The organism is Mesorhizobium sp. WSM4840 (genome assembly GCF_055811755.1).
In genome coordinates this window covers 1-14,789 of the sequence record NZ_JBVVQD010000064.1, presented here as the reverse complement: position 1 = coordinate 14,789, position 14,789 = coordinate 1, and the positions used below count along the sequence as shown (strand labels likewise).

Sequence of the window (14,789 nt, the reverse complement as noted above, 5' to 3'; positions counted from 1 at the left end):
GAAAACTCGCAACCTGGGATACCGACTACCTGATGGCAGCTCTCCAAGCCCGTTAACCTGGACTCGTTGCCCTGCGGATGCTGCGGGATTATAGCCCACCCATGCAGAGGTACTTCATTTCGAGATAATCCTCGAGGCCGTGGCGCGACCCCTCACGACCGATTCCTGATTGCTTCATTCCGCCAAAGGGTGCGGCCTCGGAGGACATGCGTCCCGTATTGATGCCGACCATGCCGTATTCGAGGGCTTCAGCCACGCGCCACACACGCTTGAGATTGGAAGCGTAGAAGTAGGCCGCAAGACCATAAATGGTGTCATTCGCCTCGCGCACCACCTGGTCGGGATTGTTGAAGCGGATTATGGGAGCCAGCGGTCCAAAGGTTTCTTCCTGAGCGACCCGCATTGTCTTTTCGACGTCGGTGATCACCGTGGGCTCGAAGAACGTTCCCGATTCGCCGATACGGTTGCCACCGCAACTGATCTTCCCACCCTGCCGCACAGCATCGCGAACATGATCTTCAATCTTTGCAAGCGCGCACTTATCGATCAGAGGACCGATCGCAACTTCTGGCTCGAAACCGTCACCGACGCGCAATGCACTGGCGCGCTTGGTGAATTTTTCGGCGAATTCACTATACACGCTGGACTGCACGTAAAGCCGATTGGCTGAAACGCAGGTCTGACCGGCATTCCGAAACTTCGCCTGTACCGCACCGTCGACGGCAGCATCGACATCTGCATCGTCAAAAACGATGAAAGGAGCGTTACCACCAAGTTCGAAGCTGGTTCTTTTGATCTGGTCCGAACATTGCCTCATGAGCAGCCGCCCGACCTCAGTCGACCCAGTGAAGCTGATCTTGCGAACCTTCGGGTTCGAGCAAAGTTCACGCCCAACCGCATCGCCTTCCGATGCGTAGATCAAGTTTAGAACGCCATCGGGAAAACCTGCCATCCGGGCAAGCGTGAACATAGCACCGGCGACAAGCGGTGTTTGCTCCGCGGGTTTCAGAACAATCGCGCAGCCGGCGGCAAGCGCCGGCGAAATCTTGCGCGCCACCATCGAGGCGGGAAAATTCCAAGGGGTAATGGCGCCGACAACACCGATCGGCTGTTTGATTACCAGCATACGCCTGTCCTTAGAAGGCGGCGAAATCGTCTCGCCATAGATGCGATTGGCCTCCTCGGCATACCATTGGAGGTAGGCTGCGGCATGGGCTATTTCAGACTTCGCCTCTGCAAGCGGCTTACCCATTTCAGCCGTCAAAATGGCTGCAAGATCCTCGCTGTGGTCGAGGATCAGTTGGTTCCATTCCCATAACATGTCGGAGCGCTCGCGCGCGGTGAGCGCCGCCCAATGTTCCTGCGCAGCTTCGGCCTTGTCGATTGCCCTGGAAACGTCCCGGACATCCATATCTGGAAGCTCAGCCAACAGCTCGCCTGTTGAGGGATTGAAAACTGAAAAACGCCTCGTGGCTTGCTCCGCATTCCGATCAGGCACACCGGCCAGATCGTCAAATAGCTCGGGATTTTTGAGACGTCTCGTCAGCGACTGTGTTACGGTCAAACCGTGGTCCCCCCTTCATGGTTAAGTTGCTAGTTGCTAGCTGCGCGAATGTACTAATAAGAACACCTTGTGACGGACGATCGGACGAGATCGTTCCGGCCCTCCGTCTGTGCAAAAGCAGCTTCCCGACTGATTAGCCGAGAGCAATGACAGCCTCAATCTCGATTCGCGCTTCGGAAGGCTTTCACTTCATGAAAGGCAAACGCGGGATAGGGCTCGTGAAGAGCATCGCGAAGCCCTTGTGCATCGCCCCCGCCCAACCGTCGACAAGCGCTTGCAACGCCCAGCGCGGCTCCGTGCCGCCCTTCCCAGATTGCGGTGCCGTGCAGAATCCAAAATCGGGACATTAGGTTGACGCCGCGTTCCCTTCGCCCCGCTGATTAGGGGCTCGGCAGACGTTTCTTTGGCTAAGCGACTCAAAAGGCTGATGCCCCGCTGAGTAGTTAACCCGTCCTTCAGTGGGTTTGCATAGATTTGCGCTGCGAAAGAAACCTGGAAGCAAGCTGACTGATCTATGGCTCTGAACAAAGAAGACGCGCTGGATGCCAGAATTCTTCAGGATCAGCTTGTTGACCTGAGGGCCGGTCTCTTCGTATCAATGCCGATAAGCACTATCTTGTCAGGCCTGATTTTGACGGTGCAGGCCTTTTCTGGCGGGGGCTTTGCCGCCGCAATCTGGTTCCTGGTTATCAATGCGATAAATGCCGCCCGCCTCGGACTCGCCCGTTATCCGCTAAAGGAGACGGGGCATCACGACGATTTAACAGGGATTTCGCAGCGGCTTCGCTGGTTTGGCATCCTTGCTCTTCTGTCAGGGTTTGCCTGGTCCTTTCTTGCCGTCCTTACTGTTGGCTACACAACGCCGCAAGCGCCGCTGCATCTGATTATTCTGGCGGGCATTTCAGCTGGTGCGGTTACATACGGCAGCTCATATGCCGCGGCAGCGACCAACTTCATCACACCGCCGCTTCTGATCGCGGTGGGTTGCTTGTTGGCGAAAGGCAACTTTGAAGATTACATTCTGTCTTTTGCCGTTCTGCTGTTCATGGGCGGCTTGGTTCGAGGCTCGTTTGTAGGGCAAGCCCGCTTCCGCGAAGCAAGCCGCCTGAGACATGAGGCGGAGCGGCTTGCGGCGGAAATGGAGCGCAATTCGAGGGAAGACCACCTGACGGGCCTTCTCAACAGACGGGGCCTCGAACACGCGATCAATCAGCTCGAGAATACAGACGGCCCGTTCGTTGCAATGCTGATTGATCTAGACGGCTTCAAATCTGTCAACGATACCTACGGTCACAGGACCGGTGATGAACTGCTCGTCATGATCGCCCGCCGCATAGAGCAGGAAGCGCCGGCAGGCTCAACGCTCGCCCGTATCGGCGGCGATGAGTTCGTGCTGTTTTTTCCCTCACTCAGAAATTCTCCTTCTCCCGGTATTCTCGCATCCAACATCATAGCCCAGCTTGCTCGCCCCTATCCTGGGGTCGCGTCCGTCCGGATCGGGGCATCTATAGGAATATACTTGGCTGAAAGCCCGGGGCTGACGGAAATGTTGCTGCGGGCGGATATCGCCCTTTACACAGCTAAGCGTCGTGGCAGGAACGAAATTTGCCTGTTCGATGCCGAACTCGACAGGGAACTGCAACGCCGCCAGTCCATTGAACGCGACCTTCATTCGGCGATAAAGACGAGAAGCTTGGGTCCTTGGTTCCAGCCCATCGTAAGACTCGACACCGAGGCCGTGGTCGGTTTTGAAGCCCTGCTAAGGTGGTCCCATCCGATTCACGGTTCCATCTTTCCGCCCGAAATCATCACAGCCGCGCGCGAAACCGGAATGCTTCAGCTGCTGACCCAAACGGTATTCGCGGACTGTTGTGGTCTTATCGACGGCTTGTTGAAAGCTGACTGTCGTGATGTACGTGTGGCAATGAATGTTTCACCGCGCGAACTGGAGGCCGGCGATATCGACGACATGGTTCTGAATGGTCTGGCGGCAAAAGACCTCCCTGCAACGATGTTCGAAATCGAGATTACCGAAGAATCTCCAGTGGACCCGGAAAGACTGGATGAAAAGCTCGGACGGCTTTCACATGCCGGCATTTCCATCGCGCTCGATGACTTCGGCACCGGCTTTTCCACGTTGGCGTCGCTCAAGGACAGCCGGATACGCAAGGTGAAAATAGACCAGGGCTTCATTCGCGGCTTGGCCAAGTCTCGGGAGGACCGGCTGCTTGTCAAAACGGTGATCGATCTTGGTCGGGCGCTGGGGATCGATGTCATGGCCGAGGGCGTCGAAACAGAGGCGGACCGGCAAATTCTGTACAAGCTCGGCTGCAGAACTGCTCAGGGCTTCCTATTCTCCAAGGCGGTGCCGCTAAGCCAGGCGGTTGAATTGGCGTTGAAAAGAGCACGCGAACGAGTTGTGACCGGCACCCGCCATCGCTGACTGCATCAAGGAGAGCGTCAAAGGACGGGATCAGATATCCATGCTGCCAACGAAACACTGGCCAGTGTGGGCTTAGACGCCGTGTCTGTCTCCCCAAAGCAGAACATGAAGCTGCGGCAGTACACGCGCCTGGAACCACCTGTCGCGCGTCACCTTTTCGACCAGCCATTCCATGCGCTTCATCACTCCGGCCATGTCGATGAACGCGTCTTCGTTGCCGGGACGCGGCGGCGTGTGATTGCCGGGCTGCAGATAGACGGGTAATTGTGGGTAGCGCGCCGCGGCGTCTTTGGCATAGGCAAAATCATCATCGTCGAAGACGACGAGCTTGAGCGCCATCTGCGGCTTATCCTGGGCCGCCTCGATGCAGGTGTCGAACGCGGCCCAATCTGTCGTCATTTCGCTTGAGGGCGGCTTGGGGCTTAGCACCAGCACGTCGAGATCTGCGAACCATTCCTTAGGCACCGAGCCCTGGGTTTCCAATGCAAAGCGGTAGCCCTCACCATGCCCTCGGTCGATCAACTGGCCAAGCGGCTGGATGGCCGGGTTCCCGCCCGACAGCGACACCATCACCGGCTGATCGCCGGAAATCGCAGCGATCTTTCGCCAGACCGCGTCGGGAGACATCATCTCCCATTCATTGCGGAAGCGACTGTCCACCGCATGCAAGCTGTCGCACCAGGAACAGCGATAATCACACCCGCCTGTTCTTACGAACACCGTCGGTAAGCCGATCAGCATGCCTTCGCCCTGAATGGTCGGCCCAAAAATCTCGCTCACGCGGATTCGAGGATGCAACCCGCAAGTCATGGTCGGTATTCCGCCCAGGTTTTCGGCGTCTCGCCGACCCACACGGCGGAGGTTTCCGGTAGCCGCACCTTGCACCAGTCGTAGAAGTGGCGGGCCAAACATTCAGCTGTGACACCGTCATGGCTCAGCACCTCGTTAAGATGCCGATGGTCGAACGTGCCATCGATGTAATGCTTGAGCGCTGCCAGGTCTTGATAGTCGCGCACAAAGCCATGCTCGTTCAGTTCGCCACCCGAAAGCTCCACTACGACGATGTAGTTGTGGCCGTGCAGGCGCGCGCACTGATGACCGGGTGGCAAGGAGGTGAGTTGATGCGAGGCCGAGAAGTGGAACTCTTTTGTGATGCGGAACATCACGCGCTCCTTATCCGGACAGCCTGCAGCCAAAAGGCTGCGTCCTCATAGTCCGTCGGGTCGGCAATGCCGGCCAAATCGAATGCCTCGCGCCGTTCGACGCAATGTACCGCAGCGACCACAATGACGTGCGCCACCCTTGTAGCAGGACCACGTCGCTTCGAACGGCGTTCCGTACTTTGCCCCCTGGCTGACGATGTTGGCCTTCGACCTATTCAGATAGGGAGCATAAAGGCAGATGTCGGCGTAGCCTGCGAGTGCTTCGTTCTGCATCGTCTGAAAGGCGTCGATAAAAGCGGGCCGGCAATCGGGGTAGATGAAATGATCTCCGCCGTGGACGGCAGTGGCCACCGCCTCGGCCTTCTGCGTGGCGGCAACCCCGAAGGCGATAGCCAGCATGATGGCGTTCCTATTCGGCACCGCCGTGATCCTCATGGAGTCTTCGGCATAATGCCCGTCGGGCACGTCTACGTTATCAGTTAGGCCGAGCCGCTCAGGTTCCGGCTAACATCGCGGATGTCGAGGATCTGGTGCGGAACACCCAGCCGTCTGGCGCAGATAGAAGCAAAACCGAGCTCCTTTTTGTGCCTCTGGCCGTAATCGAACGAAAGCAGGCCAAGGAGTTTCTGCTCAGTCGCCACTTGATGAGCGAGCGTAACAGAGTCCAATCCGCCGGAGCAGATGACGAGGGCATTCATGGTTTGAGTCCTTGTTTTGACCGGGTAAGGCTGCGACCGGAGATTTCTCTGCGTTCCCAGTACTCCACGGAGCCGGTTTTGTGAATGGGGTGGGACGCTATTTAGACGCGTGTATCTTGGTCAGATTGCCTAACATGGTCCAGCCGGCCCGAAACTGCGATTTTGGCCAACGCGAACAACGTTGCGGGAGCGCGGAGTCGGGGATTGACGTTGCGGTTGAGTATCCGTCCTCGCAGTATGATGCGTGATGATTGATGCGTGCCGTACTAAGGAGCGCGATATGAGAACCACACTCGCTATCGATGACGACGTCCTGGTCGCGGCCAAGGCCACCGCCCGGCAGCAGGATCGCAGCCTTGGCGAGGTCATCACCGATCTCGCCCGGCGCTCGCTGCGTCGGCCTCAAGCCGGCGGCGAGCGCAACGGGATTCCTCTACTGTCGCCTCGGCCGGATGCACCTCCTGTCACGCTTGAGACGGCCAATGCCTTGCGAGACGAACTGCATTGATGTTCCTGCTCGATGTCAATGTCCTGATCGCACTGATCGATCCTGGTCATGTCGCCCATGACGACGCGCATGGCTGGTTCGAACAGACCGGTAACGCCGCATGGGCTACGTGTCCCTTTACCGAGAATGGCGTCCTGCGCATCGTCGGCAACCAAAGGTATCCCAATTCGTCCGGCTCGCCCGCCGTCGTTGCGCAAATCGTTACCAAGTTGCGGGCTCTGCACGGGCACAGCTTCTGGCCCGACGATGTGAGCCTGGTTGGCTCCGGCGGCATCGATGCAGCGAAAATCCTGACCTCGGCACAGGTCACGGATACGTATCTTCTCGCGCTCGCCAAGGCGCGTGGCGGGTGCAGATCGTTCCTGTTCTGGCTGTCTCGGATCAAGTCCTCATCGGGCGTCCCATGCAAGTGATCGTTGGAGTCTCTGCCACTGACTAGTGCCATGTGTCTTTCTCCTGTGTTGTGTCTGCTAGACGGGCGGGCACGGAAGGCATCCCACCCTGGCTGCCGAACATACACGTCGGATCTGACGCAAACCTGACTTGCACCTCACTAGACGTTATGACCGTGGTCTGAGCGGCGGCCCGCCCTTAGTCTTTGCAGCTGTTTTCGCTAAATCCCGGACACCACTGGAGTGAATTGGCGGAACCCCTGTCCGGCTTTTGCGAGATGCGCAGCTACCGGCGCCCGGCCGCCGGCAAGAAGAAACCCATCGTCGTTGCCGCGATCGCGCGCGAGATGGCGGCGTTCCTGCGGGCCATCGGCCGCCAGGGTCGCTGAGATGCGGTGCGCTTCTTCATCGGAGATCCGGATCCCGACAAGTGCGCGCCCGGCGCGGGGGCCGCCGGATTGAGGGGCTCTGCCCGCGCCGGGTCTCCGGCGGAAATCGCGGGCAGCACGGAGACGGGATGTGGCCACGGTGGGGAACTCCCGTCGGAACTATGTGGCTGGGGAACATCGTCCCCAACGGGTTAAGAGCTGGATCAACCGTTGTCTCAAGGGCCTATCCCGTCTCCGTGCTGCCCCACCGACGAAGAACAAACCTTTGACAAAGGACATGAGGCGGAAAAGTTCACCCATTACTCTTGACCACGGTCATAAGAGTTTCTTGCCTTGGAGCTGAGCAGTTCCTTTATCTGGCGCCAGCCCGTCCTCTTCTTTTGCGGTCACTGACACGCTAGAAGAAGCGTTGCAGCTGGTGGCAATCAACTTCCACACCCATGTCCGGCGCAGACTTGCAGACGATCGGGTGGTGGATGGCGCACCGCTCACCCCTCAAGAATTCGAATGCCTTGAATGGACGGCGCACGGTAAGTCGAGCTTGGGAGGTCGGCCATCCTCGGCGTCTCAAAGCGCACGGGGACCTTCCATCTGGAAAATGCCAAAGCAAAGCTCGGCGTTCGGACGATCAACCAGGCCGTTGCAAGGCTGGCTGCCTCCGGTCAGGCGAGATCGTGATCCTTCCGCCAGGATAGCTGTAAACGTCTACAGGCTGCATCGCTGTCCGCTTTGCCCTTCGATGGCGGGAACACACCCCGCACGGAGGCGACGAATATTCAGCTGATCACACCTGGCCTCTACAGCGAGTTCGCAGGCGAGCTTAAAGAGATGATGGGCTCAGATATCGGGTTTTCAAGGAATGGCTCGATTGGGAAGTTCAGACCGGAGGCGAAATGGAAACAGACATCTTTGACGACTTGAAGCCTTCCTATCTGCTGCTCAAGGGGTCCGATTGGCGAATTCGCGGCTGCGTGCGCCTCTTGTCAACCACTGGACCGACTATGTTGCGCGACACATTCCCGGCGCTGCTGGGTGAGACTGTGGCGCCCGCGAGTGCCGGCATATGGGAAAGCAGCCGATTCGCGCTCGATCTGCCTCCATCAGCGCCCAAGGCGGCAGGCGGCCTTGCCCAAGCAACCTACGAGCTCTTTGCCGGCATGATCGAGTTCGGCTTGGCCAACAATCTCACCCGGATCGTGACGGATACGCGTATGGAACGGATCCTTCGCCTCGCAACGTGGCCATTGTCGCGCATCGGACAGCCGCAGCCCGTCGGCAAAACGGAGGCGGTGGCCGGCTTTCTCGAGATTTCTCACGCCAGCCTGTTGCGCATCCGCTGGAGGGGACGTCTGAACGGGCCGGTGCTGTGGCAACCGATTCTCCGCCTGTCGCATGGCCCATGCGGATAGCTAAGACGTCAGCACCCTTGTTGGACCGCTGACGAACGAGGCCACCGCTGTAGAAAGATTGGTGGGTGGCCCCAGGGCTCGGAAGAGGGTTTGCTTCTTGTCGCCGAAAACGAGTCATTGCGTCCGGCCTGGAGGAGCAAGCCGAGAAAATGATGCATGAACCGGCGTCCGCACATTGAACGGCGAGACGAAAGAGTGCGCTGGGGCTACACATCGCACCTGGGCCGAGTATTCTCCGTCTCCTCCGGCCGGCTTGCATGCTGTTAATGCAGGTGAGGACGCCGGCCATGAGATCCGCAGTTTTGACACGACGGCCAATGATCGGCTCGTTGAACTGAAAGTGACCAATGGAGCGGGAGCGTACGCCGTTTCACATCACCAGCAATGACCTGAGGTTGCCGAGAACTCGGATAACTGGACGGCATCCTGATTCAACGTTTCGCAAAATAGTGAGTTCAACGGCGAAAATGCCTATTTTCTATTCCTCGCGGAATGCGCGACTGATTTGGTCGGACAGCGGCTTCACAAGATAGGAAAGCGCCGTACGCTCGCCCGTCTGGACCATCGCTTCGGCCGGCATGCCAGGCACGAGCGTCAGGTCCTTGAGTTTCGTCAGTTCCGCATGCGGGATTGAGAGACTCACCAGGTAATAGGAAATGCCGCTTTTTTCGTCCGTCACCAGATCGGCTGCGATCCCGCTTACATATCCATTCAATTCAGGCGTGGTTCTCAGATTGAAGGCTGACATCCGCAGCACAGCCTTGTGAAGGAGCTGGATTTGGTCGATGTCCTTCGGGTTGATCCGCACTTCTAGCGTCAGATCGTCGCCTTCGGGCACAATTAGCATGATCGGATCGGCGGGCGTGATCACTCCGCCGACCGTATGAACTGCGAGTTGTTGAACGATGCCTGACTGAGGCGCGACAAGATCGATTCGTCGCAGTTCGTCTTCAGCCGCCACCTTGCGCTCAACATATTCCCCTATCTGCGCCTGAACCTCTCTGAGCTCTTGGCCGACTTCCGTCTTGAGATCCTGATCGACCTGCAGGATCTGCAGGCGCGTTTCAGTTATGCGGCCTGCCGTCTGTGCCTGATAGGCAATCTTCTCACCGCGTTCGCCGCCGAAAGTGGCAACCTGCGTCTTAAGGCTATTCAAGCGTTGGTCCGAGACAATGCCTTGTTCGCGCAGCCCACTGAGGGCAGCAATTTCCTTTTGGAGAATCTCGATGCCTTTCTCGTAGGCAATTTCCTGCTCCTTGAGTCCCTCGATCTCGTGCTGACATTGAGCAATGCGCTCCGCTAGCTGGGCCTGTTTTCCTTCGCGGGATTGTCTACGAAATTCGAACAGCCGCGTCTCGTTGTGTATTGCCGCAGCTGCGTCCGAACCATCTCCGCGAGCGAGCAGCCGGTGGGGGAAGGCGATCTCCGCCAGATCGTCACGCTCAGCTTCCAGTCGTGCCAGCCGGGCGGCCAGCTCATCGAGCCGCTTGGTGACGATGGCGAGATTGACGCGCGTCTGGGTGGCATCGAGCCGCATGACGACGTCGCCGGCTTTCACTCTATCACCTTCGCGCACCAGGATTTCTCCCACCACCCCGCCAGTTGGGTGCTGCACCTTCTTCACATGGGAATCGACAACAAAGTGTCCGGATGCGACAACTGCGCCGGAAAGATTCGTGACGGCCGCCCAGGCTCCGGCTCCTCCGACAACGATCACGCTGGCCACAAGGCCCACCAACAGGTGATGGCGAATGGAGCTGGAAACGTCATTGCTCTGATAAATGCCGGACATCGGGGCCACCATATCAGCACTCCCCTTTCATCGTGTGAAGACTTGTGCGCCTTGACGCATGCCTGGTGCCGTCGCTGCCCCTTTCAGGACCTTGGACAGCGCTTCATCACGCGGACCGAAGGCCCTCTGCCGCCCACCGTCCATAGTCAACACGTAATCCACTGCACGCAGGGCGCTCCGCCGATGGGCGACGACAACCGCAATGCCCTTCCGCTCGCGCACGGAGGCGATCGCCTCAATGACGGCGGCCTCGCCTTCCGCATCGAGATTGGCATTAGGTTCATCGAGCACGACAAGGAAAGGGTCGCGATAGAGAGCACGGGCAAGACCGATGCGCTGACGCTGCCCGGCGGAAAGTGCTGATCCGGCCTCACCGATCGGAGTTTCGTAACCGTACTCAAATCGGAGGATGAGCTCGTGGGTCCCTGCGGCCTTCGCTGCGGCGACAATAGCGTCAGGGTCAGGACTATCTTCAAAACGAGCGATGTTTTCGGCAATGGTGCCGTCGAACAGTTCAACGCCTTGCGGCAGATACCCGATATGACGGCCCAGTGCTTCCCGGTCCCATTGATCGAGGCTTGCGCCGTCGATGCGAACCTTTCCGGCGGCCGGGGCCCATGCGCCGACAAGGGCGCGCGAGAGCGTCGACTTGCCGGAACCCGATGCGCCGATGACGCCCAGTGCGCTTCCCGCCTGAATGGCAAACGCAAGGCCGGTCACGGTCGGCTTCCTTTCGCCGGGCGGAAAGATTGTCACGCTTTCGACGCGCAGTTCGCGTTCAGGTGCAGGCATAGGCATGACAGGAGCAGTTTCGGGGATCTTTGCCAGGAGGTCCTCCAGCCGCGCCCAGCTCTGGCGCGCCATGAGGAAGGGTCTCCAGTTTGAAGTGGCCAGATCGACCGGAGCCAGCGCACGCCCCATCATGATCGAGCTGGCAATCATGACCCCACCCGTAGCCTCCTGCCTGATGACAAGGTATGCGCCCAAGGCAAGGACGGCCGATTGCAGCATCACACGCAGCGAGCTTGAAATGCCGCCGAGCCCACTTGCCACGTCCCCGGCTTTCCGGCTGGCGGCCAAATACTTGGCATTGGCTTGGTGCCATCGGGCAGCGATTCGCTTTCCGAGACCAAACGCCTGCACGACCTCGGCATTGCGGCGCCCTGCTTCCAACAGGCGATGACGTACTATGTTGTGGGCTGTTGTATCGCGTGTCGGCCGTTGCGAGAGAGCATTGGTAAGAAATGTCATAGATATCAGAACGACCGCTCCGATAGTCACCGTCACGCCGATCCAGAAATGAAAGAGGAAGCAAATGCCAAGATAAAGCGGCATCCATGGCAGATCAAAAAAGGCCGTCGGACCTTTTCCACATAGGAATCCGCGAACATTGTCGAGATCGCGAAGCGGCTGCAAGCCGTCGCCCGGCATGCGCATTGAAAGCGGAAGCAGAACGATAGCATCGTGAACGCGTCCGGAAAACTGTCCGTCGAAACGCTCGCCGATCCGCAGCAGCACGCGGGCGCGCAGAACCGCGAGCAGGCATTGGAACGCACAAAGCCCAGCAGCAAGCACGGCGAGCCCCACCAGCGTCGGTACGCTGCCACTTGCCAGAACGCGGTCATAGACCTGCAGCATGAACAGCGGCGAGGTCAGCGCAAGCACATTGACCACGCCGCTTATCAACAAAATTCCCCCAATGGTGGAAGTCAGACCGGAAGGTCTCAAAGCTGAAATATTCGAGGGATGGTTGCTCAGGGATGCCTCCGTTAAACTGTTAGCACAGCACGCGTAGTGCTCGCCGAAGGGGCAGCGACACTGATCGCATCGGCTCGCTCTCAGCGATCAGTGCTCCGCGCCTGCCGTGAGGGCCCGAACAGCCTCACCGCCTGAATATTTTACCTTCAGTACGGTCTACGACCAGCAGCCCTTTATCAAACTGGACACGCTGCGCCCACGGCCAACGGCAAGTAGTGGAAAGGAATGCGCCCCCACGTGGGGGGCGCGCGGGTCCCGTATGGACTTTCCGAATCAGACGAAGGTAAAGTCCGAGGCTGTCAGGCCCAGCCCGGCCAGGTCGGCCAAACTGTCCACACCGCCCAGGTGGGTGAAGTCCTCCGCCTGGTTCTCGGCGGTGACATAGGCCAGACTCGCGAGTCCCGTTCTGCCGTCGTGGTAGACGATGATGTCGCCGACGGTTTCGCCGGAGATGGCATTCGCGGCGTCAGAGGCAGAGGTGAAAGATTTGTCGGTGATCACCACGACGTGCTCGCCCTTCGCATCCGAGGCCGCACCGCTGTAGAAGCTGCTCACCGGGTAGCCAGACTCTGAGCTGGCGTTATTGATGAAGTTTGCGCCAAAACCATCGTTGTAGAGGCCCACGGCGTCGAAGGCGAAGGTATCCTCCTTCGGATCGAAATCTTTGATAGTAGTGATGTCAGGAACACCGGTTCCTTCCAAGTCTCCCCCAGGCCCCTCAGGCTCCCCAGGCTCCCCAGGCCAAGGCTCAATATCCAGAATTGGATCGTGGAACTGGAACACGAAAGTGTCATTATCGGCCCCGCCTCTCAGATAGTCCCTGCCGTCACCTACGTAGATGAAATCGTCGCCGGGACCGCCGTCGATCTCGTCATTGTCCTGACCGACGATTCGCGGTTCGAAGCGGCCGTTGTCGCCGGAGAGATGGTCAGGGCCCTGTTCGCCGAAGATTCGGTCATTGCCCTCGCCGCCGATGGCTCGGTCACTACCCTGGCCGGCCAAGATCCAGTCACCGCCGCCACGACCTTCGAGCCAGTCACCGCCATCGGAACCAAGTATATCATCGTCGCGGTCTCTGCCGAAGACGGTTTTTCCTCCCCTCGGACCACCCTGGATAAACTTTTCCATCGCAAACACTCCTTCTGATACAGCCCCCACGCCACCTGGCGAGTTCATATTCCTCATCAGACAATTGGAAAAATAGATTTATTCGATAGAAACATTTACGAAATGGATGTGTGACGTCGGCTTCGTCCTTCTGCGTTGCAGTTGCCGGTCTCGATGGCGGCAGGCGACTTGGCTACTCAGCCGACCGGTCTTGAAAAGTCGGTTCGTCAAACCGGACGAACCATGGTCCAGCGGTCAGAGGGCAGCGGCGATTACGCCGTCACCCAACTGACGCTCCCGCAACTTCAGCAGTTTTGAAAGGGCTAATTCATGTGCAAGAAGCTTCGCTTTCTTTGGACCGCCGCGCTCGTGCTTGTTCTCACGGTCCCAGCTCGCGCAGCAGGCTCCGGCATGCCCTGGGAACAGCCGCTGCAGCAGATCCTGGCCCTGTCGGCTCGAAGCTGGGATTTTGGCCAAGTTGAAGAACGTTGTGGGAAAATTGTCCCGCTAATTGCGGGGAATGACAGTCTGCTCCGAATTATGGAGTAAGCTGATGGGTTTGAGTATTTCGAATGAGGATTTTATCGGGCGTTGGAGCCTGAGCTTTTCCGACATGGATTTGTGAACGGCAAGCCGGCCCCGGCGCTACTGGGATTGGCGGTTCAGCTTATTACTTCGCCGCACACGGCTTCTTTGTACAGGACCACGCCTCGATCCCGACCGACAGCGTTTCCTGGCTGGCTGAGCAGCTTGGCGTCGAATGTGACGCCGTGAACCAGTATGATTTCTCCGGTCGGACTGCGCGCCGGCATTGTGCCGAGATTTTGCAGTATCTCGGCTTACGGCGCCTGAAACGGCCCGATCGGGAAGAGCTGACATTGTGGATCGCTGGCGAACTGTGTCCGACCGGGCAATCGGTTGGCGCCATGCTCGAGCAGGTTTTTCTTTGGTGCCGGGACCGTAGCATATACGGCCCGCGCGAGCGGCGCGAGACAGGAGAACAGGATGCCTGCGCGTGCGATCGCTCGACCGGCCAGAAACTCGGGACGGCTTATGGATGATGCTGGGGACACATTGGCAGGGCTCGCTTGGCAAACCGGCAAAGGCATTGCGCGCCACGCTTGTCGGCTGACGGCCGTCGTGTGCTTGTTAGCTCGCGCGAAGGAGCTGTTTCATGCAAGCTGCGGCGTTTCTGCGGCCATTCCAAAACTCGCCAGCGACAATCTCCTGCACGAGGTAGGACCCATGCTTCCACGTTGGTCAGGTCATTCGCGGAGGAGCACTTTCCCGGTATCGGCTGCCGACCGAACATAGCGGTAGCGGCCGATGCGAGGTTCAATCCGATCATAGCGTAAAACGTGCGACATTTCATGACGGCGCACACAACGAAACCCCTATTGCAGAGCCAACCGAGCCGGGCCGGCGACGTCCAGCAAGGGGCTCTCGCATAAGACAAGCCGGGGTCCGGATTTCTCTCAGATCATCCGCAATTTAAATCAAATCCGTCTGTGGATATTGACGATTGCGCGACCCTCACCTCGTAGACGGCCAGCGCGGGCGGCAACT

10 protein-coding genes and 5 pseudogenes are annotated in these 14,789 nt (G+C 58.6%); 8 read left to right on the top strand and 7 right to left on the bottom strand.

The genetic code is table 11. The features are described from left to right. Positions 1-88: 88 nt before the first annotated feature. Positions 89-1,564 (bottom strand): NAD-dependent succinate-semialdehyde dehydrogenase, encoded by a 1,476-nt coding sequence (locus tag AC0L3I_RS36040; protein WP_473530122.1) that lies wholly within the window; start codon positions 1,562-1,564, stop codon positions 89-91. A 514-nt stretch (positions 1,565-2,078) separates the two neighbouring features. On the opposite strand from AC0L3I_RS36040, the gene AC0L3I_RS36035 reads away from it, so the two are divergent. Beyond that, positions 2,079-4,007 (top strand): putative bifunctional diguanylate cyclase/phosphodiesterase, encoded by a 1,929-nt coding sequence (locus tag AC0L3I_RS36035; protein WP_473530121.1) that lies wholly within the window; start codon positions 2,079-2,081, stop codon positions 4,005-4,007. A gap of 72 nt (positions 4,008-4,079) precedes the next feature. Here AC0L3I_RS36035 and queE read toward each other — a convergent pair whose 3' ends face one another. From queE to queC, 3 genes and pseudogenes are all read right to left on the bottom strand, one after another. Further along, complete coding sequence (gene queE / locus AC0L3I_RS36030) at positions 4,080-4,817, bottom strand: 7-carboxy-7-deazaguanine synthase QueE (protein WP_473530120.1); 738 nt, start codon at positions 4,815-4,817, stop codon at positions 4,080-4,082. After that, positions 4,814-5,170 carry a 6-carboxytetrahydropterin synthase QueD gene (gene queD / locus AC0L3I_RS36025; RefSeq protein WP_473530119.1) on the bottom strand — a complete coding sequence of 119 codons (357 nt, stop codon included), beginning with the start codon at positions 5,168-5,170 and terminating at the stop codon, positions 4,814-4,816. The genes queE and queD overlap by 4 nt, the downstream gene beginning before the upstream one ends. Further along, positions 5,170-5,868: pseudogene (queC, locus tag AC0L3I_RS36020) on the bottom strand (7-cyano-7-deazaguanine synthase QueC). Before queC ends, queD begins: the two are co-directional and overlap by 1 nt. A 280-nt stretch (positions 5,869-6,148) precedes the next feature. On the opposite strand from queC, the gene AC0L3I_RS36015 reads away from it, so the two are divergent. The 5 genes and pseudogenes from AC0L3I_RS36015 (at position 6,149) to AC0L3I_RS35995 (ending at position 8,566) form a co-directional block, all read left to right on the top strand. Continuing rightward, entirely contained in the window at positions 6,149-6,376 is a 228-nt protein-coding gene (locus AC0L3I_RS36015) for a CopG family transcriptional regulator (protein WP_473530118.1), read from the top strand. Beyond that, complete coding sequence (locus tag AC0L3I_RS36010; protein WP_473530117.1) at positions 6,373-6,789, top strand: TA system VapC family ribonuclease toxin; 417 nt, start codon at positions 6,373-6,375, stop codon at positions 6,787-6,789. The genes AC0L3I_RS36015 and AC0L3I_RS36010 overlap by 4 nt, the downstream gene beginning before the upstream one ends. A 227-nt stretch (positions 6,790-7,016) precedes the next feature. Continuing rightward, on the top strand, positions 7,017-7,157 hold the full coding sequence (locus tag AC0L3I_RS36005) for a hypothetical protein (protein ID WP_473530124.1): 141 nt from the start codon (positions 7,017-7,019) through the stop codon (positions 7,155-7,157). A gap of 403 nt (positions 7,158-7,560) precedes the next feature. After that, positions 7,561-7,835, top strand: a pseudogene (locus AC0L3I_RS36000) (helix-turn-helix domain-containing protein); the annotation flags it as partial. Positions 7,836-7,985: 150 nt separating this feature from the next. Next, a pseudogene (locus AC0L3I_RS35995) lies at positions 7,986-8,566 on the top strand (acyl-homoserine-lactone synthase). A gap of 478 nt (positions 8,567-9,044) precedes the next feature. Here the strand turns inward: AC0L3I_RS35995 and AC0L3I_RS35990 are convergent. The 3 genes from AC0L3I_RS35990 to AC0L3I_RS35980 all read right to left on the bottom strand — a co-directional run bounded on the left by AC0L3I_RS35990 (position 9,045) and on the right by AC0L3I_RS35980 (position 13,244). Then, on the bottom strand, positions 9,045-10,358 hold the full coding sequence (locus AC0L3I_RS35990) for an HlyD family type I secretion periplasmic adaptor subunit (RefSeq protein ID WP_473530116.1): 1,314 nt from the start codon (positions 10,356-10,358) through the stop codon (positions 9,045-9,047). Between the two features lie 27 nt (positions 10,359-10,385). Next, positions 10,386-12,095 (bottom strand): type I secretion system permease/ATPase, encoded by a 1,710-nt coding sequence (locus AC0L3I_RS35985; RefSeq protein ID WP_473530123.1) that lies wholly within the window; start codon positions 12,093-12,095, stop codon positions 10,386-10,388. A gap of 294 nt (positions 12,096-12,389) precedes the next feature. Beyond that, on the bottom strand, positions 12,390-13,244 hold the full coding sequence (locus tag AC0L3I_RS35980) for a calcium-binding protein (protein ID WP_473530115.1): 855 nt from the start codon (positions 13,242-13,244) through the stop codon (positions 12,390-12,392). 309 nt (positions 13,245-13,553) lie between these two features. Between AC0L3I_RS35980 and AC0L3I_RS35975 the strand changes: the two are divergent. Together AC0L3I_RS35975 and AC0L3I_RS35970 are read left to right on the top strand one after the other, a co-directional pair. Further along, positions 13,554-13,667 (top strand): annotated as a pseudogene (locus AC0L3I_RS35975) (TrbC/VirB2 family type IV secretion system protein); the annotation flags it as partial. 109 nt (positions 13,668-13,776) lie between these two features. Continuing rightward, positions 13,777-14,209: pseudogene (locus AC0L3I_RS35970) on the top strand (DUF4158 domain-containing protein); the annotation flags it as partial. Between the last annotated feature and the right edge of the window lie 580 nt (positions 14,210-14,789).

Coding starts and splice junctions, on each gene's coding strand:
- AC0L3I_RS36015 (WP_473530118.1), top strand. CDS start 6,149: ATGAGAACCACACTCGCTATCGATGACGACGTCCTGGTCGCGGCCAAG.
- AC0L3I_RS36035 (WP_473530121.1), top strand. CDS start 2,079: ATGGCTCTGAACAAAGAAGACGCGCTGGATGCCAGAATTCTTCAGGAT.
- queD (WP_473530119.1), bottom strand. CDS start 5,170: ATGTTCCGCATCACAAAAGAGTTCCACTTCTCGGCCTCGCATCAACTC.
- queE (WP_473530120.1), bottom strand. CDS start 4,817: ATGACTTGCGGGTTGCATCCTCGAATCCGCGTGAGCGAGATTTTTGGG.
- AC0L3I_RS35990 (WP_473530116.1), bottom strand. CDS start 10,358: ATGTCCGGCATTTATCAGAGCAATGACGTTTCCAGCTCCATTCGCCAT.
- AC0L3I_RS35980 (WP_473530115.1), bottom strand. CDS start 13,244: ATGGAAAAGTTTATCCAGGGTGGTCCGAGGGGAGGAAAAACCGTCTTC.